This window comes from Chryseobacterium sp. FG46, assembly GCF_057809135.1.
The window spans coordinates 90,547-114,828 of sequence record NZ_JBMDJJ010000008.1; the positions used below are offsets into that span (position 1 = coordinate 90,547).

At 36.4% G+C, this 24,282-nt stretch carries 16 protein-coding genes; 10 read left to right on the forward strand and 6 right to left on the reverse strand.

Features of this window, described 5'->3' with window-relative positions:
• Positions 1-50: 50 nt before the first annotated feature.
• Positions 51-1,358: a DEAD/DEAH box helicase gene (locus ACODR7_RS08165; protein WP_488838589.1), complete on the reverse strand. Its 1,308-nt coding sequence runs from the start codon at positions 1,356-1,358 to the stop codon at positions 51-53.
• Between the two features lie 504 nt (positions 1,359-1,862).
• Here ACODR7_RS08165 and rpsA point away from each other — a divergent pair.
• From rpsA to ACODR7_RS08185, 4 genes are all read left to right on the forward strand, one after another.
• Complete coding sequence (gene rpsA / locus ACODR7_RS08170; RefSeq protein ID WP_047095475.1) at positions 1,863-3,653, forward strand: 30S ribosomal protein S1; 1,791 nt, start codon at positions 1,863-1,865, stop codon at positions 3,651-3,653.
• Positions 3,654-4,037: 384 nt separating this feature from the next.
• On the forward strand, positions 4,038-6,668 hold the full coding sequence (locus ACODR7_RS08175) for a T9SS-dependent M36 family metallopeptidase (RefSeq protein ID WP_488838590.1): 2,631 nt from the start codon (positions 4,038-4,040) through the stop codon (positions 6,666-6,668).
• 125 nt (positions 6,669-6,793) lie between these two features.
• Positions 6,794-7,771 carry an EamA family transporter gene (locus ACODR7_RS08180; protein ID WP_076597119.1) on the forward strand — a complete coding sequence of 326 codons (978 nt, stop codon included), beginning with the start codon at positions 6,794-6,796 and terminating at the stop codon, positions 7,769-7,771.
• Positions 7,772-7,860: 89 nt separating this feature from the next.
• Positions 7,861-8,853 (forward strand): alpha/beta fold hydrolase, encoded by a 993-nt coding sequence (locus ACODR7_RS08185; RefSeq protein WP_488838591.1) that lies wholly within the window; start codon positions 7,861-7,863, stop codon positions 8,851-8,853.
• A gap of 48 nt (positions 8,854-8,901) precedes the next feature.
• Here ACODR7_RS08185 and ACODR7_RS08190 read toward each other — a convergent pair whose 3' ends face one another.
• Positions 8,902-10,044 (reverse strand): multidrug effflux MFS transporter, encoded by a 1,143-nt coding sequence (locus tag ACODR7_RS08190; protein ID WP_488838592.1) that lies wholly within the window; start codon positions 10,042-10,044, stop codon positions 8,902-8,904.
• Between the two features lie 77 nt (positions 10,045-10,121).
• Here ACODR7_RS08190 and ACODR7_RS08195 point away from each other — a divergent pair, with 77 nt between their 5' ends.
• Complete coding sequence (locus ACODR7_RS08195) at positions 10,122-10,904, forward strand: AraC family transcriptional regulator (RefSeq protein ID WP_488838593.1); 783 nt, start codon at positions 10,122-10,124, stop codon at positions 10,902-10,904.
• A gap of 130 nt (positions 10,905-11,034) precedes the next feature.
• Entirely contained in the window at positions 11,035-11,502 is a 468-nt protein-coding gene (locus tag ACODR7_RS08200) for an SRPBCC family protein (protein ID WP_488838594.1), read from the forward strand.
• Positions 11,503-11,572: 70 nt separating this feature from the next.
• Here ACODR7_RS08200 and rplS read toward each other — a convergent pair whose 3' ends face one another.
• Positions 11,573-11,929, reverse strand: coding sequence for a 50S ribosomal protein L19 (gene rplS, locus ACODR7_RS08205; RefSeq protein ID WP_002980648.1), 357 nt, complete (start codon positions 11,927-11,929; stop codon positions 11,573-11,575).
• A 294-nt stretch (positions 11,930-12,223) separates the two neighbouring features.
• Between rplS and ACODR7_RS08210 the strand changes: the two genes are divergently transcribed.
• Positions 12,224-14,962, forward strand: coding sequence for a fibronectin type III domain-containing protein (locus ACODR7_RS08210; RefSeq protein ID WP_488838595.1), 2,739 nt, complete (start codon positions 12,224-12,226; stop codon positions 14,960-14,962).
• Positions 14,963-15,376: 414 nt separating this feature from the next.
• Here the strand turns inward: ACODR7_RS08210 and ACODR7_RS08215 are convergent, their stop codons facing one another.
• Positions 15,377-16,918 (reverse strand): toxin-antitoxin system YwqK family antitoxin, encoded by a 1,542-nt coding sequence (locus ACODR7_RS08215; RefSeq protein ID WP_488838596.1) that lies wholly within the window; start codon positions 16,916-16,918, stop codon positions 15,377-15,379.
• Between the two features lie 370 nt (positions 16,919-17,288).
• On the opposite strand from ACODR7_RS08215, the gene ACODR7_RS08220 reads away from it, so the two are divergent.
• Positions 17,289-17,990: a CoA transferase subunit A gene (locus ACODR7_RS08220; protein ID WP_047376945.1), complete on the forward strand. Its 702-nt coding sequence runs from the start codon at positions 17,289-17,291 to the stop codon at positions 17,988-17,990.
• Between the two features lie 48 nt (positions 17,991-18,038).
• On the opposite strand, the gene ACODR7_RS08225 is transcribed toward ACODR7_RS08220, so the two are convergent.
• Positions 18,039-19,841 carry an ABC transporter ATP-binding protein gene (locus tag ACODR7_RS08225; protein WP_076597114.1) on the reverse strand — a complete coding sequence of 601 codons (1,803 nt, stop codon included), beginning with the start codon at positions 19,839-19,841 and terminating at the stop codon, positions 18,039-18,041.
• A 124-nt stretch (positions 19,842-19,965) separates the two neighbouring features.
• Here ACODR7_RS08225 and ACODR7_RS08230 point away from each other — a divergent pair, with 124 nt between their 5' ends.
• Positions 19,966-20,619: a CoA transferase subunit B gene (locus tag ACODR7_RS08230; protein ID WP_488838597.1), complete on the forward strand. Its 654-nt coding sequence runs from the start codon at positions 19,966-19,968 to the stop codon at positions 20,617-20,619.
• Positions 20,620-20,965: 346 nt separating this feature from the next.
• On the opposite strand, the gene ACODR7_RS08235 is transcribed toward ACODR7_RS08230, so the two are convergent.
• The gene (locus ACODR7_RS08235) at positions 20,966-21,781 is read right to left on the reverse strand and encodes a DUF4197 domain-containing protein (protein ID WP_488838598.1); all 816 of its coding nucleotides are present in this window, start codon (positions 21,779-21,781) and stop codon (positions 20,966-20,968) included.
• 232 nt (positions 21,782-22,013) lie between these two features.
• Here ACODR7_RS08235 and ACODR7_RS08240 point away from each other — a divergent pair, with 232 nt between their 5' ends.
• Entirely contained in the window at positions 22,014-24,278 is a 2,265-nt protein-coding gene (locus ACODR7_RS08240; protein ID WP_488838599.1) for a glycoside hydrolase family 20 protein, read from the forward strand.
• The last annotated feature ends 4 nt before the right edge of the window (positions 24,279-24,282 follow it).

A 24,282-nucleotide genomic window follows, 5' to 3' on the forward strand; every position in this document is an offset into this window, starting at 1 on the left:
TACAGATGAGATTGCTTCACTTCGTTCGCAATGACAATTTAGTGGAAAGTCTAATAAGCAATCTCCATTTTCACTTTCTTACCTTTCAGTTTTTCATTCTGAAGTTTTCTTAAAAGAGCATTTACTTTATTTCTGGCAACGGCAACATAAGATGTGGTGTCCTTTACTTCAATAATTCCTACATCTTCTTTCTGAAGCTCTCCCTTCTTTAGCAGATATCCTACAATGTCTACTTTGTTCACTTTATCTTTTTTTCCTGCACTGATGTAAACAGTCTGGAAAGGTGTTTTTTGCGGAACTCTGGTAAATCCGGCAACACTTTCTTCAGGAGTATCATTTTTAATGAAAGGGAAATTTTCCTCTTCAGTCATGATCAGGTAGACAAAACCTTTGGCGTTCATTCTTGCGGTACGTCCGTTTCTGTGGATGAAGGCATCTTCTTTTGGAGGAAGCTGGTAATGAACAATAGATTCTACCTCAGGAATATCAAGTCCGCGGGCAGCAAGATCTGTAGTGATAAGGATTCTCGCAGAATCATTACGGAATTTCAGCAATGCACGTTCTCTTTCATCCTGTTCCATCCCGCCATGGAAAGTTTCTCTGTCGATTCCCATTTGATGAAGAAGCTCAGAGATACGGTCTACGGCCTCACGGTGATTGCAGAAGATCAAAGTTCTTTTATTTCCGATTTTACAAACCAGATTGAAAAGCGTATCCAGTTTCTCCTCAGGAATAGTCATTACTTTTCTCAGCTGGAGATCCGGTTTTACATCATTTTCTTTAAGGAAGCTGATTACTTTTTCATCTTTTAATCCTGTAAAAGCCGGAATTTCATCCATTGCTGTGGCAGACGTTAAAATTCTTTGAGAAAGGCCCTTTAGAGAATTGGAAATGAATTCCATATCATCATGAAAACCCAGTTCCAGAGCTTTGTCGAATTCATCAAGAACCAGCGTTTTAATCGTTTTCGGATCAAAATTGTTATTTCTTAAGTGATAAACAACTCTTCCCGGAGTTCCAATCAATACAGCAGGAGCTTCAATCAGATTATTAACCTCAATTTTTTTGTCATGCCCACCATAGCAGACAGAAACTTTAAAATCTGTCCCCATGGATTTAAAAACCTGCTCAATCTGTAAGGCAAGTTCCCTGGCCGGAACCAATATCAATGCCTGAACACCCTGAACATTTTTTTTCAGATTCCTGAGAACAGGAAATAAAAAGGCCAGAGTTTTCCCGGATCCTGTGGGAGAAAGTAAAACAATGTCTGTATTGTTTTCAGACGCTTTATAAGTAGATTTCTGCATTTGATTCATATCCTGAATCTGCAGTTTTTGATAGATCGGCTGTAATTCCATGGTGCAAAGGTAGTGAATTTTGGAGTTTGAGGGTTTGAGAGTGGTAGGGTTTTAGGGTAAGAGAGTTTGAGAGGGAGAGGAAAGTGTTGCTCTTCTTTAATTGTATGTCGCCGTCATTCTGAATGAAGCGAAGCGAAATGAAGAATCTCATTTTGTCTTTTACTTATTATATATACTCATGAACTACGTTCGTAAACTTTCAGTGTATGCTCAGCGTGACAGCGGATATTGCTTCATTCTGAATTTAAGACAGTTAATATTAGAATGTCATGCTGAGCTCATCCAAAGCATTCTTTTAATCAAGGTGTTGATTTTTAAATATATAAGTTAAATATCAGCGTGCTGGAATCTATTGTTTATTTTAAATAAAATTCATATCTTTGCACCCACTTTTGTGGCGAAAAGGTTTGAAGGGTAAATTACTTACAATTAATTACTTCCGTATTTTTTAATCTGCATTTATTCAAACCGTTAAAAAAGAAGGAATACAAATTTTATTAGAAAATGTCAAAAGAGACAAATTCAGCAGAGGTTTTATTAAACCAAAACGTAGCACCAGAACAATTTGATTGGGATTCATTCGAATCAGGTCTTGATGCAGATGCGAGAAAAGAAAAAAGCGATTTAGAAGAAATCTACAACGGATCATTAAACAACCTAGACGATAATGACGTTTTAGTTGGTAAAGTTGTAAGATTAACTGATAAAGAAGCTATCGTAGACATCAACTTCAAATCTGAAGGTGTTATCTCTCTTAACGAATTCCGTTACAACCAAGGCCTTAAAGTAGGTGACGAGGTAGAAGTAATGGTTGACAAGAGAGAAGACAAAACCGGACAATTACAGTTATCTCACAGAAAAGCTAGAACGCTTAAAGCTTGGGATAAAGTAAACGAACTTCACGAAACTGGAGAAATCGTTAACGGTTTTGTTAAATCAAGAACTAAAGGTGGTATGATCGTTGACGTTCACGGAATCGAAGCATTCTTACCTGGTTCTCAAATTGACGTTAAGCCAATTAAAGATTACGATCAGTTCGTAGGAAAAACTATGGAGTTCAAAGTTGTGAAAATCAACCCTGAGTTCAAAAACGTAGTAGTATCTCACAAAGCATTGATCGAAGCAGATATCGAAGGTCAGAAAAAAGAAATCATCGCTCAGCTTGAAAAAGGTCAGGTTCTTGAAGGAACTGTTAAGAACATCACTTCTTACGGTGTATTCATTGACTTAGGAGGTGTTGATGGATTGATCCACATTACAGACCTTTCTTGGTCTAGAGTGAACCACCCATCTGAAATCCTTGAGGACGGACAAACTGTAAAAGTGGTTATCCTTGATTTCGATGATGAGAAAACAAGAATCCAATTAGGTATGAAGCAATTAGAAGCTCATCCTTGGGATGCTCTTTCTGCTGACTTGAAAGTAGGAGACAAAGTAAAAGGAAAAGTAGTAGTTCTTGCTGACTATGGTGCATTCGTAGAAATCGCTCCAGGTGTTGAAGGATTAATCCACGTTTCTGAAATGTCTTGGTCTACTCACTTAAGATCTGCCGGAGATTTCGTAAAAGTAGGTGATGAAGTAGAAGCTGAAGTATTAACTTTAGATAGAGAAGAAAGAAAAATTTCTCTTGGTATCAAGCAATTGTCTAAAGATCCATGGGAAAACATCGAAGCTAAGTATCCTGTAGGATCTCAGCATGTAGGAACGGTAAGAAACTTCACTAACTTTGGTGTATTCGTAGAGTTAGAAGAAGGTATCGACGGATTAATCTACATCTCTGATCTTTCTTGGACTAAGAAAATCAAGCATCCATCTGAGTTCTGCGCAGTAGGTGATAAATTAGACGTTGTAGTTCTTGAATTAGATATCCAGGCTAGAAGATTATCTCTAGGTCACAAGCAATTGACTGAAAACCCATGGGATAAATTCGAAACTAAATATGCTGAAGGAACTATCCACGCTGGTAAAGCTGTAGAAGTTCACGATAAAGGAGCTTCTGTTCAATTCGAAGATGCTGAGGTTGAAGCATTCTGCCCTTCAAGATTATTAGAGAAAGAAGATGGATCTAAAATCAAAAAAGGTGAAGATGCTCAATTCAAAGTAATCGAATTCAACAAAGAATTCAAGAGAGTAGTAGTATCTCACACAGGTATCTTCAGAGACGAAGAAAAGAAAAACGTAAAAGAATCTTCTTCTAGAAACGTAACTTCTTCTTCTAACAACGAAGAAAGATCTACTCTTGGAGACATCGATGCATTAGCAGAGTTGAAAAGAAAAATGGAAGAAGGTAAATAATCTTTGAACCATTGATAAATAAGGAGCCGCTCATTTGAGCGGCTTTTTTTATGCGCATAGGGCAAGGGAGTGTAAAATGTAATATGACCTTCAAAAACAAAAGCTATAAGGTAAAATAGTAAAAACTGATTTCTGTTGGTGTCGAAAATTTATATTCATTAAAATGACTTATAAATAGAAAATGTTTGTATGAAAAAAAATAAATAATATGGCAAACATAAGGTGGTAGGCATAAATATAATTCAAAGTTCTCGCTATTGAGAAATATGTAAATTAATTTTATAGTTATTTTTTTTATTTTTATGTATTTATGGTTTAATTTTTACTATGAAAATTATTAAAGTTATGTGAATTATTTGTAGATTAGCGACTTTAATAATGGATATGAAAAACAAAGCTCTACCTATTTTATTTGCGGTATTTTCTGTATTTCCGGCAATATTGTTCGGACAGAATAATGAAAAACTGATAAAAGATTATATTTCTCAAAATAAGATAAGGGAATATAAAAAATCTGATCTGAATAATATTATTGTTGATAATGTAGATCCTTCAAAATCATTGAATGGTAATGTTGTTAAATTTTTACAGACTTATAACGGTTTGCCGGTATACAGTTCTGTAGGAACAGCATTGATTCAGGACAATAAAATTGTTTACTACACAGATAATTTTGTAAAAGATTATACTGCATCTACATCAGGTACAGCTGCTATCAGTAAAAGTACAGCACTTCAAAAGATTGCTGAAGATCTGAAGAATCCTGATATTGCGAATTTCACTATTCTTGAGTATCTTGAAAAAACTCAGAAAAAAGCTACTTCAGCGAATCAAAGACTGGTATATGCAACTGATGAGAGCGGAAACCTGCGTTTGGCATATGAATATACCTTAATGGAGCCAAAATCGCCTAATTACTGGAATATTGTAATAGATGCCAATAATGGAAATATCCTATTGAAAAATAATCTTACATTATCTTGTAATTTTCATCACGATGCTTATTCATCCGATGCAGAATATACTCACGCCGATCATTTTGAAAATACCTTGGTGGGACCTCAGAATAATATAGCTCAGAATAATAATATTCCGTTGCTTTTACCTGATAATGCTTCATATAATGTGTTTCCATTGCCTATTGAGGCACCAACTTTTGGTTCAAGATCAATTATTACCAACCCTTGGATACTGAGTGCTTCTCCTGAAGGATGGCATTCTGACGGAACCAATCATTACACTATTACAAGAGGAAATAATGTTTTTGCCTATGAAGATTCGGCCGGAACAGCTTTAACAGCACCTGATTATCTTACAGGAACTCCGGCAGACGGAGGGGCAACAAGAAATTTTGATTTCCCTTTTAACATCAATGAAACTCCGTTAAATAACAGAAATGCTGCCATTACAAATTTATTTTATCTGAATAACAGAATTCATGACATTTTCTATAAATTTGGATTTACAGAATCTGCCAGAAATTTCCAGCAGAACAATTTTGGTAACGGACCTGTTGGAGGAGATGATGATTCTGTATATGCAGAGGCGCAGGATGGAAGCGGATTAAATAATGCGAACTTCTCTTCAGGGCAGGATGGTTATAATGGAAGAATGCAAATGTATCTTTGGTCTCCGGTAGGAAGAGTTTTTTTCTATAATGCACCAAGTGCGGCTGTAACTCGTACACCGGGAGCCGGAACTGCACAGTTCGGTAATCCATTACCTATGAACGGATTAACAGGAGATGTAGCACTTTCATCAGTTTTAGATGGATGTACGGCTTTACCTGCAAGTTCATTGACTAATAAAATAGGACTGGTTGAAAGAGGAACATGTTCCTTTGCTATTAAAGTAAAAAATCTTCAGGATGCGGGAGCTAAAGCGGCTATTGTATATAATAACGTTGCAAATGGTGCTACTATAGGAAATATGGCCGGTAATGATCCGACAATTACGATTCCTTCGGTACTTATTAACAATGCAGAAGGAGAATATATCAAAACTCAGCTTGCGGCAAGTACCACAGTAAATGTTACCTTAAAAGGAAATATGACTCCTGACGGAAGCTTTGATAACGGAATCGTAACCCATGAATATGGTCACGGAATATCCAACAGAATGACAGGTACCGGATACAACTGTCTGAATTCAGGAGTAAGTAAAGAACAGATGGGAGAAGGATGGTCTGATTTCTTTGCTTTAATGCTGACTAACAAAGCTGGAGACGATGCAACAGTAGCGAGAGGTACTGGTACTTATGCAATAGGTCAGCCTATTACAGGTGGCGGTATCAGACCTGCAAAATATTCTACAAATTTAACGGTTAACGGATTTACATACGGAAATACCAACGGAATGGAATACAATAACGGATCAGCAATTGTTCCGGATGTACACTCAATTGGTTTTGTCTGGGCAACAATGTTATGGGATCTTCACTGGAAATATGTTGAAAAATATGGTTATGCTTCAGATGTGCTGTCAACAACCCCTAACGGAAGCACAAAAGTACTACAGTTAGTAACAGATGCTCTTAAACTTCAGGGCTGTAATCCTAGCTTTATTGATGGAAGAAATGCAATATTGGCAGCTGAGATGGCAACTACTCAGGGACAGGATAAATGTATGATCTGGGGAGTTTTTGCAAGAAGAGGTTTAGGAGTGAATGCATCTGCAGGCGCTAAAAATAATATCAATGACCAGGTTCAGGACTTTAACGTTCCGGAAGCATGTTTATTGGCTACCAATGATGTAAAGGCAGATAAGAACAATAACATTTCTATCTATCCAAACCCTGCCAAGGATGAATTCTACATTAAATTCCCAAGCAATACTCTTGGAAAAGTAAGTGTAGAATTGTATGATATGTCTGGTAAACTGGTTTCTTCAGAAGATAAAATCTCACCGGATGCCAAGAAAGCAATTTCTACAAGTAATCTTGTTAACGGAACTTATATGGTTAAAATCAAAGGACTAGGTTTCGAAGCAGCTTCCAAAGTAATGGTTAAAAAATAATTTACTTTTATAATTAATCTCAAAATCGCCACAAGCTTGCTTGTGGCGATTTTATTTATCTATCACCATAACACTTCAGATAGGTTTAATTTATATGTCGTACCTTTGCAGGCTGTTAAAAAATTATGAAGAAGAAAAATATACTAAAAGGTGTTTTATTTGTAGGAATTGGAGCTAGTATATACGGTATGTTGGCCACTTTTGTAAAAATGGCTTATCACGATGGTTTTACAACCTCAGAAGTAACTACTTCCCAATTCGTATTAGGTTTGACAGGACTTTTGATCCTTAACTTTATTCAGACCCTAACCTCAAAGCAGAAATTATCGCTGCCAAGTTCTAAAGAAGTAAGATTGCTCTTGCTTGCAGGAACTTCCTTGGGGGGAACAAGTTTATTCTACTATATTGCGGTGCAATATATCAATGTTTCTATTGCTATTGTATTACTGATGCAGTCGGTATGGTTCAGTGTAGTGGTAGAAAGTATCCTTACAAAAAAATTACCCAACGCAAGAAAAGTGGTTTCTGTGGTTATCGTTTTGTTGGGAACTGTTCTGGCAACCAATCTTATTAATATGGAAATAGAACTGGACTGGCACGGAGTATTCTGGGGGCTGATGGCAGCCGCTTCATATACTTTGACGATGTTCACCTCCAATACGCTGGCTACTCATCTTCCGGTTTTCAGGAAGAGTATTATTATGCTGGCAGGAGGTTCAGTAGTGGTATTTGCATTTTTATTCTTTGCTCAGATAGGACCCATGTATTTTGATGGTTTAAAATCCTTATACCTGAATTTTACAGATAATACAGAACATATTCATCCTTTTAATTATTCAATATTTCTCACGTATGGATTTGTACTGGCGCTTTTTGGAACTATTATTCCACCCATCTTATTTAATGTTGGGTTTCCCAATGCAGGATTGGGACTTGGAAGTATCGTTTCATCACTGGAACTTCCGGTTTCCGTTACCATGGCTTTTGTTTTGCTGGGAGAAAAAGTATTTTTCATCCAGTGGGTAGGAATTGTCCTGATTCTTTTTGCGATTGTTTTGATGAATTTGCCTTCAAAAAAAGAAAAAGATGTTTCAATGGCATAATTATATAAAAAATATTTAACTAAAAATAACAGTTGAAACCGCTCCAAAAGGAACGGTTTTTTTAATTTTAATCCCTAAAATAAAGTTTCATGAAACATTTCAGAAATATAATGACCGCTTTTGCTTTGTCGGTCTCTGGTTTTATATTTTCACAGGTAAAGCCTCTGGATGCAATGCTTTCTGATTTTCAATATCCTTACGAAGTTCATTTTTTTAGTTTCAGGTCTCAGGGCGAAGATTTGAAAATGGCTTATATGGATGTAAAGCCACAAAAACCCAACGGAAAAACGGTCATGCTTCTCCACGGCAAAAACTTTAATGGAGCGTACTGGGAGAGAACGGCTAAAGACCTTTCTGCTAAAGGATTCCGGGTAGTGATTCCTGATCAGATAGGATTTGGAAAATCCTCAAAACCTCATGCATACCAGTTTTCATTTTCGCAGCTGGCAGAAAATACAAAAGCAGTTCTGGATGAATTGAAAATAGATAAAACCATAGTACTGGGGCATTCAATGGGAGGAATGATAGCGACCAGATTTACATTATTATATCCTGAAAAAGTACAGAAACTGATTCTGGAAAACCCAATCGGATTGGAAGACTATAAGACTTTTGCAGCCTACCAGACCATTGATCAGGCCTATCAGTATGAACTTAAAAATACAGCGGAAACCTATAAAAATTATCAGCTGAAATTCTATTATGACAACAAATGGAAAGAAGAATATCAACCCTGGCTTGACTTAATTGCAGGATGGACACTTCATAAAGAGTATCCTCAGGTAGCCTGGGACGCAGCACTTACTTCGGATATGATTTACAATCAGCCGGTATGTTATGAATTTAAAAATATTAAAGTTCCCACATTGCTTATTATCGGAACAAGAGACAGAACAGCAATAGGAAAGGACAGAGCGCCTAAAGAACTTCAGCCGAAAATGGGTCAATATCAGGAATTGGGAAAGAAAACCCAACGTGAAATTGCAGGTTCAAAGCTGGTAGAGATTGATAACGTGGGACACCTTCCTCATATAGAAGTATACCCGAAATTTTTTGAAGCACTGTATAGTTTTATACAGTAAAAAAATAAAAATATTTGAAACATTAAGTTTAATAAAAAATAGTTAAACTTAATGTTTCTTATTTTCAAAGAAGAATAAAGTACAAACTCCAATTCCTGAAAACAGCACACAGGAAATTCCCAGATTCTGTATAAATCCAATACTTACCAATCCTAAGCCTATCAGAACATAATAAATTAATCCTAATAAAGCACCGGCACTCCCTGTTTCGTTCTTATAATGAATCAATGCAGTGCTTAAAATATTAGGAATCGCAATGCTGAATGCCATCACAATGAAGAAATAGGGAATAATAAAATAAATTCCTGTACCTGCCAGAATCCAGACAAAAACAGAAGCAGCCAATGTGGAAAATGTACTCACTTTAATTAAATATTCAGGTTGTATATTCTTCAGTAATAGAAATCTATTTAGCTTTGCTCCCGCAAAGGTGCCGCAAGCCAGTATTATGCTGCTGTATCCAAAAACATAAGAGGAATAATGATTTTCTTTAAAAATAAATGGACCGAGTGAATAGTATGAAAATAACAGAACATTAAAGCTCATGATCAGCAGGCAGCACCTGATAATTTCCTGGTCCCGAAACATTCGCATAAGTAAGCTCCCCAAAACACTCAGGTTAATTTCCTTTGTGAAATGATGAGTTTCTGAAATTTTTTTTCTGGAAAGTATTAAAAAAAGTATACTTATGATAAACAATGTAATAAATACACCTTGATGTCCGCCGGAGGAAGCCAGTATTGAACCTGTAATCATTCCTATTACAGGACTTATTGATAAGCCGATTCCGATCCATGAAAATACTTTATTGAGATTATCTTTGTCAAAAGTGTCTCTTAAAATGGTCTGTGTCACAATGGAACCCACTGAAATTCCAAATGCAGAAATAATTCTCGCTCCAAGAAGGATTATAAAATCAGGAGCAAAAACAGCAGTCAAAGTTCCGATTCCATAGGTGATGAGTCCGTATTCCAATGATTTTTTCCTTCCGATCCTGTCACATTGAACTCCCCAGAATGCCACACCCAGCGCAAATGCTATAAAATATAAACTGATTGTTAAGGTAACTGCTTCTTCATGTACTCCAAACTGTTCCTGTACCATAGGCAAAACAGGACTGTAAATGGTTTCTACAAACTGCGGAAGCATCACAAGAACCGTCAGCAGCCAGATAGGATTTGTCTTTTTCATTTTTTTTCCTGCAAAGTTTCCAAAAAAACGCTGTATATTTATAATGATATAAAAACAAAAAGTATCAGAAATAAGACATGGCTGTGCTGAAACAAAATCAATACTTTGATGCAGATTCAATCCCGGAAAAAGTAATTGGAATAGCTTCTGACATGGTCCTGCATGATTCCGGTTTTCATTTTCATAAAACAAAGTCTCAGTTGTTATATGCGCCATCCGGCTGTATGACGGCTAGAACTTCTGACAGACAGCTGGTTCTTCCTCCGTTCAGGATGCTTTGGATTCCTGCCCGTGAAGTTCATCGAGTGAATTTCAGAAATATTGTGGCCTACAGATCTATTTATTTTGATGAAGATTATTCCAAAAAGTATATAAAACCGGATCTGAAAGTTCTTCATGTCAATGCCTTGTTAAAAGAAATTATAGAAAGGATTTGTTTTTGGGAATGGTCAGCTCTCAAAAACGATCAAACCAATCTTTTAAAAGTATTCTGGGATGAAATGCAAAGGGCTCCGGAAGAAAAACTGACACTTACAATGCCACAGGACAGGCGTTTTAAAAAAACAGTTGAAGAATGGACACAACGTGATTCTTTGCCGCCAATGCTGAAAGATCTTGCAGAAAAAACTGGAGCAGTGGAGAAAACGATCAGCCGTATTTTTAAAAAAGAAACCGGGCTGTCTTACCAGGATTGGAGGCAGCAATGGAGGTTACAAAGGTCTATTGAGCTTTTGGTGGAAGGAAATTCAATAGGAGAGGTATCGTATATCCTGGACTTTTCATCAGACAGTGCTTTTATTGAGTTTTTCAAAAAACAGACAGGCTCAACACCTTTGCAATATCTTATGAAGAATGAATAATCTTTTTGCAGCTGATAAAAAGTACGATTGTAAACCTTGACATGGTTGGTGTCATACAATGTTTCTTGTCCTATGAAAAGCTTGATTCATAGTAAATTTAATAAAATTGTACTACCAATACAATAATTTTATGAAAACGATTAATACAAATGGTGTTGAGAACTACATGCATATACTTGAGGTCAACACTACTGCAGATAAAGTATATTATGCTTTCACTTATGAAATTCCTCTTTGGTGGACTGAATTGTTTGAAGGTTCATCTTCTGAGGCAGGAAATCTTTTTACCATAAGATTTGGAGATAACATCCATAAAACAATGCGTGTGAAAGAATTAACCGCCAATACAGGAATTGTCTGGTTGGTTGAAGACTCATTGATTGCCCTTCCCGAATTAAACAACCAGACAGAATGGATCGGGACAACAATTGTCTGGGAAATAGAGGAAAAGAAAGAAATTATTCAGATAAAACTTACTCATATCGGCCTGAATCCGGATATTGAGTGTTATGAGATCTGCTCGGGTGGCTGGCTGCAATTTCTTGGCAGTCTGAAAAAGTTTCTGGAAACCGGAGAAGGAACTCCCTATAAAAAGTAAAAAATATTGAAACAAAAAAAGAGACTGTTTACAAGTAAACAGCCTCTTTTTGTATGTATTGTTGTCTGAATTATTTCTTCTTGTAAGCAGCGTCTTTGATTCTTGCTTTTTTACCTCTAAGGTCTCTGAAGTAGTAAATTCTAGCTCTTCTAACTCTACCTCTTCTATCAACTTCGATTTTTTGAAGTGCAGGCATGTTAATAGGGAATACTCTTTCTACACCTACATCACCACTCATTTTTCTGATAGTGAAAGTTTTTGTAGAACCAGTACCTCTTAATTGGATAACTGTTCCTTTGAAGAACTGAGTTCTGGTTTTTTGTCCTTCCTTAATTTCGTAATACACCGTAATTGTATCACCTGCTTTGAATTCAGGGAATTCTTTTTTCGCAATGTACTTGTCTTGTACGTACTTTAATAAATCCATTATTAATAAAATAAAATGTTAAAGCTAAGCAACTTACACGTTCTTCGTCAGAGGTTGAATAACAGGTTGCAAATGTACAAAATAGTTTTTGAATACGCCAAATATTTAATGTACTAAAAACTATAATTTTTTCATTCCGGTTTTGCTAAAAAATTAACGGTTTCTTTAAAATTCCATCAGACAGAGTTTATATGGGAATTCTACTTTTGCCCGAAGTAAAAAATCCGGATAACGGTTTTTTAAATTCCTGATTCACAACTTAAAACTATATGTTATTTTAAAACTAAAGCTATTATGAAACATTATTTCTTCTTTTTTTGTTTCGCGGTCCAGATGGCTTTCGGGCAGGCTTTGTATCCTTATTTGCAAAACCCGACTCCGAATTCTATGATCGTCAATTGGAAAACAGCTTCCAATAATGAAACAACCGTAATCTACGGAGATTCTCCAACGAATCTGAACGTAACCGTAACGGGAACTACCAATATCTTCTCAGATACGGGATACAACAACAATTACTATTATCACACAGCAAAGATTGCTAATCTTCAGCCGAATACTAAATATTATTATAAGATTAAAACAGGAAGCAGTGAGTCTGCTGTTTACAATTTCAGAACACTTCCTTTACCCGGACAGGCTGTAACTGCCAATGGAAAGATCCGTTTCCTTATTATGGGAGACAATCAGATCAAAGCAGAGCCAAGATATGATACGCTTACTTTGAATGCCTATAAAAAATTAAAAGAAAAATTCGGAGCAACTTCAGATCCGTCAGATAATATTGCGCTTACTTTTATGGTAGGTGACCAGGTAGACGTAGGTACATTGGACCACTATGAAAATGTCCACTTTAAAAAGAATATCAAATTATCACCTTATCTGCCTATTCAGACAACAGTAGGAAACCATGAAACCTACGGAACGATGGGAATGAATTCTTACTATGCCCATTTTTATATTGATGAAATCAGTTATAAAGGGATAAGCTCAGGAAATGAGAATTATTATGCCCAGCAGGCAGGAAATGTATTGTTTGTAAGTTTAAGTTCTGAACATACCGGATCAGCTCAACAGACATGGCTTCAGCAGATCTTAACGGCGGCCAACAATGATTCTACAGTAGACTGGATTATTTCTTTAAGCCACAGACCGTATCAGGCTGAGCAGTATGTAGGCGATATTTCTACATGGGTAAGAGAAAATGCTGTACCGCTTCTGGTAACTTCTGACAAATATCTAATGCATGTAGGAGCACATCACCATCTGTATCACAGAGGACAGCTTAAAAATACACCGAATTATCAGATTATTTCCGGAGGAACAGCATGGGATCAGTATTGGGGAATGTCTAATGAGCAGGATTTTGATGATGTTCAGAAAACTTTGACAGATTGGACCTATCAGATTGTAGAAGTAGATGTCCCAACCGGAAAAGTAGATATCGAATGCTATTCAATCGGTGGAGTTTACAACAAGAAAAACAATGTGTTGGTAGATTCTTTCCACAGATATAAAAATCAGCCTAAACCTGCAAAACCATCCATTACAAATACTTTCTCAGGTCCAATTACATTACCTTTAACATTGAATGGAAGTGCATTTTCATCTTCTAACGGAGAACTTTTAAATACAACACAGTTCCAGATCAGTAAAGCCTCGAATTTCTCTGTGATTGAAAAGGAATTCTACCGCGATTTTGAAAACTGGTTCGGAAAAGACGGAAACGGAACTCCTGATAAAACGAAAAACCTGAATGATGGAGTAGACATCACAAAAGCAACACTGGCTGCGAATTCTATTCCCAACGGAATCTATTACGTAAAAACACGTTACAGAGACAGAAACCTTGAGTGGAGTGACTGGAGTGATGTGAAGCAGTTCGAAATTACAGGAAGTGTGGTTTCAAATCCTACATTTACTTTAAACAAAACAGAATATGCCCAAAATGAAGCTATCACCGCTACATTTACCGGAGGTCCGGGAAATCAGCAGGATTGGGTTGGAATCTATAAAAAGGGACAAACTCCGGCTTCTACCACTTCACAGGGTTATATTTATACAAATGGACAGACTGCGGGAACAGTAACGTTCAATAATGGTCTGGCTACTAAAGGTCAGTATTTTGCAGGATTCTTTGCCAATGGAGGATATACAGAAATCACTCCAAGAAAAAATTTCTATGTAGGACCGAAAGTACAGTTGCAGACTACCGCTGATACGTATCCGGTAGGAGGAACGGTTACAATCAATTTTATAGATGGACCCAATTTACAGAAAGACTGGATCGGAATTTATAAAATGGGACAGACTCCGGGAACGACTGCTTCTATCAAATGGAGTTATGTAACAACGGCATCAGGAACTCTTAATTTCACAGGACTTCCGAAAGGATATTATTATGCTCAGTACTTATTGGAGGACGGATATAACGGAATCGGGGAGAAGGTATTCTTCAAAGTAGGAGATATCGTTACAGATCTTTGGATCAACAAACCGGTATATACATTGGGTGAAAATATTACGGCTTCATGGACGGATTCTCCGGGAATCATTAAAGACTGGCTGGGAATCTATCCTCAAAGTGTTCAGACACCGGATGATAATTTTGTTTCTTATACCTATTTTGACGGAATAACTCAGGGAACAAAAACCATTCAGGGAACAGCGGTACCTGCAACACCAGGAAATTACTACATGGTAATGTTTACGAATGATTCCTATACAGAAGTTTCAAACAGAGTACAGTTCCAGGTAGCTTCACCTACTTTAGGCACTGAAGAAACCAGAAGTACAGAAAAAAATGTAGTATTGTATCCAAACCCAACCAAACCGGGACAGCCTACTTTTATTAAAAGCGATTACCCGATTGAAAAAATAGAACTGGTTTCAGCTTCGGGAGAATTATTGTACGTTTCGAAAAATATCAATAACCAACGTTTTTCTTTGGTGAATGAGAATCTTCCGGCAGGCGTTTATTATGTAAAAGTACACGGAAGAAAACTGTTTACTTTAAAATTGATTATTCAGTAGGTTAAACTAAAACACACAATTATAATCAAGAGGCTGTCAGAAATGATAGCCTCTTTTTTATTGATGTAAATAAATATGATTCTTCATAATCATCTGTGAAAATCTGTGTCATCTGTGGTCAAAAACAAACCACAAAAGTCACAAAAGTCTTTAAAAATCTTTGATTTTCTTAAATGTTGAAAATAGGGTATATTAAACTAGAAACATCTGTGAAAATCTGTGCCATCTGTGGTCAAAAACAAACCACAAAAGTCACAAAAGTCTTTAAAAATCTTTAAAAATCTTTGATTTTCTTAAATGTTAAAAATAGGGTATATTAAACTAGAAACATCTGTGAAAACCTCTGCCCATTGGTTGTTAAACAAAAAAGCGATTCCAAAAAATGAAACCGCCTTCAATATATAGTTGTGTTAATTAGTCAAATGGATAGTACAGATCATCCTCGTTAAGCAGCGTCTGGTTTTCAGCAGAAGCATTTTCATCCTGAGTATCGGCCAGCGTTTTAGTTTCCTGAATGAGCTTTCCATCCATATTATAAAGTTTTAACAGAATCCATTTCCCGCTGCGTTCAAGTTCTTTAGCTCCATCCCATGTTTTTATTCTGATTTTTCCGCTTTGAATAACACCTGCTTTTACAGAAGACTTATTGGCAGGCTTCCCTTTTATATACTGTGTGATTTGTGCTGTGAAGGAATACTCTTCCCCGTCTTCACTGATCGGTTGTGTGAATGTATATAAAATAGTGCCCTTGGTATCATAAACGGTTGCATCATAGCCTGTTTTTTTAGCGTTCAGCTTTTTTTCAAAACTCAGCTTCGTATTATCACCTTCAAAAAAGTTTTTGATATTTACAACAATACCTTCCTTATAGACTGTTTCATTAAAGCTTTGATAAGTAGTACCATTATAAGGGATGCCATCTTTGTATGTTAATGTAGATTTCAGCTTTCCATCCGGGGAATAATATTTAATTTCCTGGATAAGATCATCTTTTAAAAATTGCTCGGAGGATAGCTTTCCATCTTCATCAAAATATTTACTGGTTATCTTTGAGCCTTTTTCATAAGTATCAATAGAGGAAATCTGTGAATATTCATAAGCCAGATGATAATCGTCCCCGTCCATTGGATTATAAACATCATTTTCCTTATCATATTGGTATACCAGATGGCCTATTTTTTTACCCGACTCATCATAAGTGGTTTTATAGCCATCTTTTTTATTCATTTTCTGTTCCTGTAAAATCTTTCCGCTTTTGCTGTAGATTATACCTTCCTTTACACTGCCGTCCTTTCTGTATTTTTCTATCTTAGAGATTCTCATTGGACTGGAATAGTAATCTACCATCATATTTTCACCCGAACCGGAGGTAGTGCTGCTGCCAAGATATTTTCCTTTTTCACCGTAATATTTTGTTTCGGTATTACCGTCCTTATCAATGATGGTTTCATTTCTGATGTCTTTAATGTCATCATCATAAACGGTTGTTTTTACAGGCGTTGAGTTTTCGTAATCAACCAGAATATTAAAATCCATTCCGTCTTCAGCATCTTTATAGCTGAACATCTTTCCTGAAAAATTTCCATCAGCTTTATATACCAAATCTTCTGTCAGCCTGCCTTTCGTATCATAAGTCTGAGCCGGGCCAACCTGTTGACCGTTGGAATAGGTGGCGAAATTCTGAACCTTTCCTTCAGAAGTATACCAGGTTACTTTTCCTTCGAAAACTTCACTGTTAGGGGTAGTGTCTGAAGCCAATCCTTCCATTTGAAGTTTTCCGTCCTTATAGAAATCTTTGATAAAGGTAAGTTTTCCTTTAGGAGTCGTTTCACGATAATACTCCATGTTGTCTGCAGTGGTTTTTTCCCAGTTTTCATCGAAATACGTTTTTTCCTGTGCATATACGTTGACACTTAGAACCAAGGCAAGTAATGCTGAGGTGAATAATTTTTTCATGCTTTTGTTGAAATTGATTTATATTATAATTAATGTGATGGTATGTCTATAGAAGATTAAATAGTGTGAAAGAAATTGTAATGATTTAGCATTGAATAATTTTTACATTAAAATTGTGTTTAAATTGCATCCAAATACAATAAAACATACTGTATTTTCGTCTTTGAGGTTTCAAATATAAATCGAATTGACGAGAAATAAAATAAAAAATGAACAGACTTGTTCGGTTTTTGTTGTAACTTTTTGATTATGATGTTTTTAAATATTTGAAAATACGGTCTCCAAAAAGCATGAAATTCAGTACTGTTTACATTCATCAGATATACAGGAAAATTTATTAAATTTAGCCAACAGAAAAATCTAATATTTCATGATAGATAAAAGAGTAAAAAATGCAAAGGAAGCCATCGAAGGAATTAATGATGGAATGACACTGATGCTTGGCGGATTCGGACTTTGCGGAATTCCTGAAAACTCAATCAATGCTTTGGTAGAAAGTGATGTGAAAGATCTTACCTGTATTTCAAACAATGCAGGAGTGGATGATTTCGGATTAGGATTACTGCTTCACAAAAGACAGATTAAGAAAATGATCTCTTCTTATGTAGGAGAAAATGCTGAGTTTGAAAGACAGATGCTTTCAGGTGAATTGGATGTAGAACTTACTCCGCAGGGAACTTTAGCTGAAAAATGCAGAGCTGCTCAGGCGGGAATTCCGGCATTTTACACACCGGCAGGTTACGGAACTGAAGTAGCGGAAGGTAAAGAGGTAAAAGAATTCAAAGGAAAACCTCATATTCTGGAGCATGCTTACGATGCAGATTTTTCTATCGTAAAAGCCTGGAAAGGTGATCATGCAGGAAATCTTATCTTCAAGGGATCTGCAAGAAACTTCAACCATCCGATGGCAGGTGCTGCAAAAATTACCATTGCTGAAGTAGAAGAATTGGTAGAACCGGGACAATTAGATCCGAACGAAATTCATATTCCGGGAATTATGATTCAGAGAATCTTCCAGGGAGAAAAATTTGAAAAAAGAATTGAGCAGAGAACCGTAAGAACTAAAGAATAAGCTCAAACCATAAAAATAAAAGCGCTGAATATTTCATCAGCGCTTTTTTTATGCTTGAGGAGTAAGTGTTTTTCTTTCTCCGATCTGTTGTCTCCACATGGCGTAGTAAAGTCCTTTTTCATCAATAAGACTGGCGTGAGAACCGGTTTCTACAACCTGCCCGCGTTCAAGAACATAGATTTTATCCGCATGCATAATCGTACTTAAACGGTGGGCAATGAGGACGGTGATCTGTTCCTTTTCTTTCGAAATATCCTTAATGGTTGTGGTAATTTCTTCTTCCGTAATACTGTCCAGAGCAGAAGTAGCTTCATCAAAAATTAACAGATGAGGTTTTCTTAAAAGAGCTCTGGCAATGGCAATTCTTTGTTTTTCACCGCCGCTCAGTTTCAGACCACCTTCACCGATAACGGTTTCAATTCCTTTTTCGGCTCTTTCCAGCAATGCGGTACAGCTTGATTTTTGAAGAGCAATGGCCAGTTCCTCCTCAGTAGCTGAAGGATTAACGAAAAGAAGGTTTTCTTTAATAGTTCCTGCAAATAACTGGGTATCCTGTGTTACAAAACCAATCTGGTTTCTCAGTTCATCAAAATCAAATTCCTTTCCATTGATTCCATTGTAAAAAATATTCCCTTCCTGAGGCCTGTACAATCCAACCAATAGTTTCACCAAAGTACTCTTACCGGAACCACTCGGTCCTACAAAAGCAATGGTCTCACCGTTTTTAAGATCAAAAGAAATGTTATTTAAAGCTTTGTACTGAGCAGACTGATGCTTGAAAGAAACATGTTTGAATTCCAGTTCCTCAATAGCTCCGATTTGTTTCGGATGAATAGGTTTTTCTTCTACCTCTTTTTTCATCAAACGGTCAAAATTCTGAAGAGAAGCTTCTGCCTCACGATAAGAAATAATAATATTTCCAATTTCCTGCATAGGCCCGAAAATAAAGAAACCGTAAAACATCAGAGATAAATACTGACCTGGCGTGACAATATTTTTAAAAATTAAAAATAAAAGGGTCAGTGTAATCAACTGCTGAAGAAAATTGACCATGGTTCCCTGAATAAAACTCAGAGAACGGATGCTTTTCACCTTTCTCAGTTCAAGGCCAAGAATCTTATACGTATTGTTATTTAAACGGATCACTTCCTGATTGGTTAATCCTAAACTTTTAACAATTTCAATGTTTCTCAAGCTTTCAGTAGTACTTCCGGCTAAAGCTGTGGTTTCAGTCACAATATTTTTCTGAATCACTTTTATTCTCTTGCTCAATAAATTGGTGACAATGGCAATAAAGAAAATACCACAGATATAAACCGGCATAATAGACCAGTGTAAGCGGATCGCATACACGGAAACGAAAATAATACTCACCAGAATTCCAAAGAATATATTGATGAAATTTGTGATGAATTTGACCGTATCTTCTCTTACTTTGGTTAAAATGGATAAGGTTTCACCACTTCTCTGATCTTCAAACTCCTGATAAGGGAGTGCCATAGAGTGCTTTAAACCGTCTGTAAATATTTTCGCTCCAAACTTTTGAGTGATCACACTGACTACATAATCCTGAAAGGCTTTGGCAATTCTGCTCACCATTGCTGTTCCGATAAGCAGTCCCAAAAAATAAAAAGCTCCGTGATATACAGAACTTCCGTATAAATATTCATTCAGGTTTCGGGGCAATAGCTTTTCTTTATCAAAAAAGTTGGGATGAGTAACCAGCTGATCAAGGATATTTCCTGTGATCGCCGGAGCAAATAAAGAAAAAACCTGGTTGATCGTAGCCAAAAATAAAGAGATGATTATCAGCCACTGATAGGGTTTAAGATATCTAAAAAGTATTTTCATTCTATTAAAAAATAATGGAACAAAATTACAGATATTATTTTAACTAACAGTGTTAATTGTTGAATACAACAAAGCCCTTTTGTATTCAAGTGAAAATAATTAAATTGCAGTCTAAGTTTTTATTATGCTTACAAAAGAACAAATTGCCAAAAGAATTTCAAAAGAACTCAAAGATCGTTATTATGTAAACCTGGGAATTGGGATTCCTACTTTGGTTGCCAACTATGTTCCGGAAGGTATTTCCGTAGAATTCCAGAGTGAGAATGGAGTTTTGGGGATGGGACCTTTCCCTTTCGAAGGAGAAGAAGATGCTGATATCATCAATGCCGGAAAACAGACTATTACTATTCTGGAAGGAGGCTCATTCTTTGATTCTGCCTTCAGTTTCGGGATGATTCGTGGTCAGAAAGTAGACCTTACCATTCTTGGTGCCATGGAAGTTTCGGAAAACGGAGATATTGCCAACTGGAAAATTCCCGGGAAAATGGTGAAAGGAATGGGGGGTGCCATGGATCTTGTAGCTTCTGCTGAAAATATTATTGTTGCAATGATGCACGTAAATAAAGCCGGCGAAAGCAAAATCCTTAAAAAATGTACACTTCCCTTAACTGGCGTAAACTGTGTGAAAAAAGTAGTTACTGAATTAGCTGTTCTGGATGTAACTCCGGCAGGATTCAAGCTGTTAGAAAGAGCACCAGGCGTTTCTGTAGAAGATATTATCAAAGCAACAGAAGCAGATCTGATTATTGAAGGAGAGATTCCTGAAATGCAGTTCTAATCTGATAATAAATATAAAAATTTCGGCCTCACTTTGTGAGGCCGAAATTTTTTAAACCAACATAGGAACTCGCAGCGTTAAAAAAATAATTCCTAAGAACGTTAAGAAAATTCTCCTGTCCGAAGCGCGAGACCAATTCAGAACCGATTAAGAAATAAAGAATTCGTGCAAGTTTAGAATTTTTAGAGAACAGGATTTATTTTTAGCGAAGAGATCTTTTGTTTCTTTTGTTTGACTACGTCGAATCTTCGATTTCAAGACAAAAGAAATTAGAGCAAAAAAAGCTGTTTCATCATTGAAACAGCTTTTATATCTAAACGGTTAGTATGCAAATCTAACATCTCATTTATTTCCCGTCCTGAGCCCCAAATACCTTCTGCAGAATACTCGTAGTTCTCATAGCGGGCGTATTCCTGATTCCGCTCTCTTTGTCTGCCACCATTTTAAAAACTCCGTTTATGGTTTCTGTAGTAACATATTCGTTAAGGTCTGTTGTTACAGCCTGCCCTGTAAATGTATTATATTTTGAAATCAGATTTTTCCAAAGTGTATCAGCACCTACTTTACCTAAAGAAGCTTTTACTTTGGGTTGAAAGGCATTGAATAGTTGAGTCTGGGTTTTTCCCTGCAGATAGTTAGTTGCTGCATTATTACTTCCTAATAAGATGTTTTTAGCATCTGTAATGGTCATAGAAGTAATAGCGTTTGTAAAAATAGGTGCAGCTTCTGTTACGGCATCTTCAGCTGCTCTGTTTAATAATTTTACCCCTTCATCAGCAAGGCTTCCCATTCCGATTGAACGTAGAGTTGTATCAATTTTTCTTAATTTTTCAGGCATTAAAATCTTTACCGCTTCATTTTTGAAAAAACCATCTGTTACGGCCAGTTTTTTTACTCCATCCGTTACACCCATGTTTAAAGCCTCTTTTAATCCTGAGGAAATCTGACCGGAAGTAAGGTTTCCAAGGTTGGAAGATGAAGGGTTGGAACCAGAAGTTGTAGTGGTAGTTTTAGCAGGAACTGTTGTACCATTATTTTTTACCGGAACATTAAGATCTACACCGGTTTTATCTTTAACAGCAGATTTTATAATATCAAAAATTTGTGCCTGAGCTGAGAAAGAAAATAATAAAGCGGCTGCCAGAAAAATGTTTTTTTTCATCCTGTTTTTTTACAAATTTAAACCTTTAATTTTTTTAAAGCCAACTAAATTGATCAAAAAGCACACCATAATACACTGTATTGAATAGAATAATTTCTAGACAGAATGGTGAACAACTGCAAATTATTCATTTTATATGAATCTAAACAATTGAGAGTATTTAATTTGTTTTTAAAAAGGTTCAAAGAGTTTTGAAAAATAATTATCTTAGCTCAAACCTTAACCCCATCTAATGATACGGACTTTTTTAGTGTTTTTTGTATTGATTTCAAACGTGATTTTTGCTCAAAATAAATTAAATGTAATTCCTTACCCTCAAAAAGTTCAACTTTTACAGGGAGAATTTTTAATTCCCAAAGCCTTCTTATTAAATGGGAATCTTCCGAAAGAAGAAACGGATTATTTCAAAAAAAGAATAGGCTCACAGTTAAAATTTCAATATGCTCAGAAGGGTGATGATATTCATTTAAAGAATTCTATAATTCCTCTTGTTGCGGGAGGAGAAGCTGAACAGAAGAAAGAATACTACTCGATAGAAATTTCTCCAAAACAAATTCATATTGAGTCTTATACTAAACAAGGGTATTTCCTGGCGCTACAGACGCTGGCTCAGATTTTCGAACAATATAAAGAGAGTAAGAAAATTCCGGCAATGAAGATTGAAGACCAACCGAAATTTGCATGGAGAGGAATGCACCTGGATGTCTGCCGTCACTTTTTCACAGTAGACGAAGTGAAACAATATATTGACTATCTGGCGATGTACAAGCTTAATACTTTTCACTGGCATTTAACGGATGATCAGGGATGGAGAATTGAAATCAAAAAATATCCGAAACTTACTCAGATTGGCTCAAAACGTAAAGAATCCATGATTGGGGCTTATGTGGATAATACTTTTGACGGAAAACCTTACGGTCCTTATTTTTATACACAGGAACAAATAAAAGACGTAGTAAAATACGCTCAGGACAGACACATTACCGTTGTTCCGGAAATTGAAATGCCGGGACATGCATTGGCAGCTTTATCAGCATATCCTGAACTGGCATGTACCAAAGGACCTTTTGAACCTGCTACGAAATGGGGCGTTTTTGATGATGTTTTCTGCCCTAAAGATGAAACCTTTGCCTTTCTGGAAAATGTTTTGGATGAGGTCATCAAATTATTCCCTTCACGATATATTCATATTGGTGGTGATGAGTGCCCGAAAACAAGATGGAAGGAATGTGCACACTGCCAGGAACTGATTAAGAAAAATAATTTAAAAGATGAACATGGCTTGCAAAGCTATTTTATTCATCGGATTGAAAAATATGTTAACAGCAAAGGCCGGAAAATTATTGGCTGGGACGAAATTTTAGAAGGCGGGCTAGCTCCCAATGCAGCAGTAATGAGCTGGACAGGCGTGAACGGAGGTATTGAAGCAGCAAAAGCAAAACACTTTGCCGTAATGACTCCTGGTGCCTACTGTTATTTTGATCACTATCAGGGAGATCCGCAGTCTGAGCCTAATGCTTTTGGAGGATTTACTCCTTTGGAAAAAGTCTATTCCTACAATCCTGTCCCTTCCGAACTGAATGCAGAGCAGGCACAATATATTATGGGAGTTCAGGCTAATCTGTGGACGGAATATATTCTAGATTTTAAACAGGTACAATATATGATTTTCCCAAGATTAATGGCACTTTCTGAAGTGGGATGGGGAACATCAGATCCCAAGAATTATAAAGAATTTGAAAACAGAGTGATCAGCCAGTTTAAAGTTCTGGATGATATGAAGGTAAATTATGCGAGAAGCATTTATAATATTACAGGAAAAGTAATTCCTTCCAATAACGGAATTGCTTATGAGCTTTCAACTTCGCAAAATCCTAACGGTATCCGATATACGCTGGACGGAACAAACCCTTCTATCCATTCTGAGACGTATCAGAAGGCAGTTCAGATTCCTAATTCTTTAACAGTTAAATCAGCCTATTTTCAAGACGGACAATTAAAGAGTGCTGTTTCTTCGCAGCAATTTATAATTTCAAAAACAACGGGAAAAAACATAACCCTAGAACAGCAACCGAGTGAAAACTATTCTTTTGGAGGAGCTTTCACCTTAGTAGACGGAATTATAGGAAATGTAAAACAGCTGGGTAAAACATGGCTGGGCTTTCAGGGGAAAGATGTAGTGGCAACCATAGATTTCGGTCAGAAAACAGCTTTTTCAGAAGTGTATTTCAATACCCTTGAGAATAAAGGAAGCTGGATTCATCTGGCTAAATCTGCTAAAATTTTTGTTTCTGACGATAATAAGAATTTTAAACTGATCAAAGAAATCGAAACCTCTGAAATTCAGAAAGCCAATGGAAAAATTAAAGTGAATGTAGGAACGCAAAATGCGAAATACCTGAAAGTAACTATTGAAAATGCTGGTATTATTCCGGCAGGAAATCCCGGAGCAGATTCCAAAGCATGGTTGTTTGTTGATGAAATTGGTGTAAATTAGAATA

Coding starts and splice junctions, on each gene's coding strand:
- ACODR7_RS08220 (WP_047376945.1), top strand. CDS start 17,289: ATGATAGATAAAAGAGTAAAAAATGCAAAGGAAGCCATCGAAGGAATT.
- ACODR7_RS08215 (WP_488838596.1), bottom strand. CDS start 16,918: ATGAAAAAATTATTCACCTCAGCATTACTTGCCTTGGTTCTAAGTGTC.
- ACODR7_RS08195 (WP_488838593.1), top strand. CDS start 10,122: ATGGCTGTGCTGAAACAAAATCAATACTTTGATGCAGATTCAATCCCG.
- ACODR7_RS08190 (WP_488838592.1), bottom strand. CDS start 10,044: ATGAAAAAGACAAATCCTATCTGGCTGCTGACGGTTCTTGTGATGCTT.
- ACODR7_RS08165 (WP_488838589.1), bottom strand. CDS start 1,358: ATGGAATTACAGCCGATCTATCAAAAACTGCAGATTCAGGATATGAAT.
- ACODR7_RS08225 (WP_076597114.1), bottom strand. CDS start 19,841: ATGAAAATACTTTTTAGATATCTTAAACCCTATCAGTGGCTGATAATC.
- rpsA (WP_047095475.1), top strand. CDS start 1,863: ATGTCAAAAGAGACAAATTCAGCAGAGGTTTTATTAAACCAAAACGTA.
- ACODR7_RS08180 (WP_076597119.1), top strand. CDS start 6,794: ATGAAGAAGAAAAATATACTAAAAGGTGTTTTATTTGTAGGAATTGGA.
- ACODR7_RS08200 (WP_488838594.1), top strand. CDS start 11,035: ATGAAAACGATTAATACAAATGGTGTTGAGAACTACATGCATATACTT.
- ACODR7_RS08210 (WP_488838595.1), top strand. CDS start 12,224: ATGAAACATTATTTCTTCTTTTTTTGTTTCGCGGTCCAGATGGCTTTC.
- rplS (WP_002980648.1), bottom strand. CDS start 11,929: ATGGATTTATTAAAGTACGTACAAGACAAGTACATTGCGAAAAAAGAA.
- ACODR7_RS08235 (WP_488838598.1), bottom strand. CDS start 21,781: ATGAAAAAAAACATTTTTCTGGCAGCCGCTTTATTATTTTCTTTCTCA.
- ACODR7_RS08230 (WP_488838597.1), top strand. CDS start 19,966: ATGCTTACAAAAGAACAAATTGCCAAAAGAATTTCAAAAGAACTCAAA.
- ACODR7_RS08185 (WP_488838591.1), top strand. CDS start 7,861: ATGAAACATTTCAGAAATATAATGACCGCTTTTGCTTTGTCGGTCTCT.
- ACODR7_RS08175 (WP_488838590.1), top strand. CDS start 4,038: ATGAAAAACAAAGCTCTACCTATTTTATTTGCGGTATTTTCTGTATTT.
- ACODR7_RS08240 (WP_488838599.1), top strand. CDS start 22,014: ATGATACGGACTTTTTTAGTGTTTTTTGTATTGATTTCAAACGTGATT.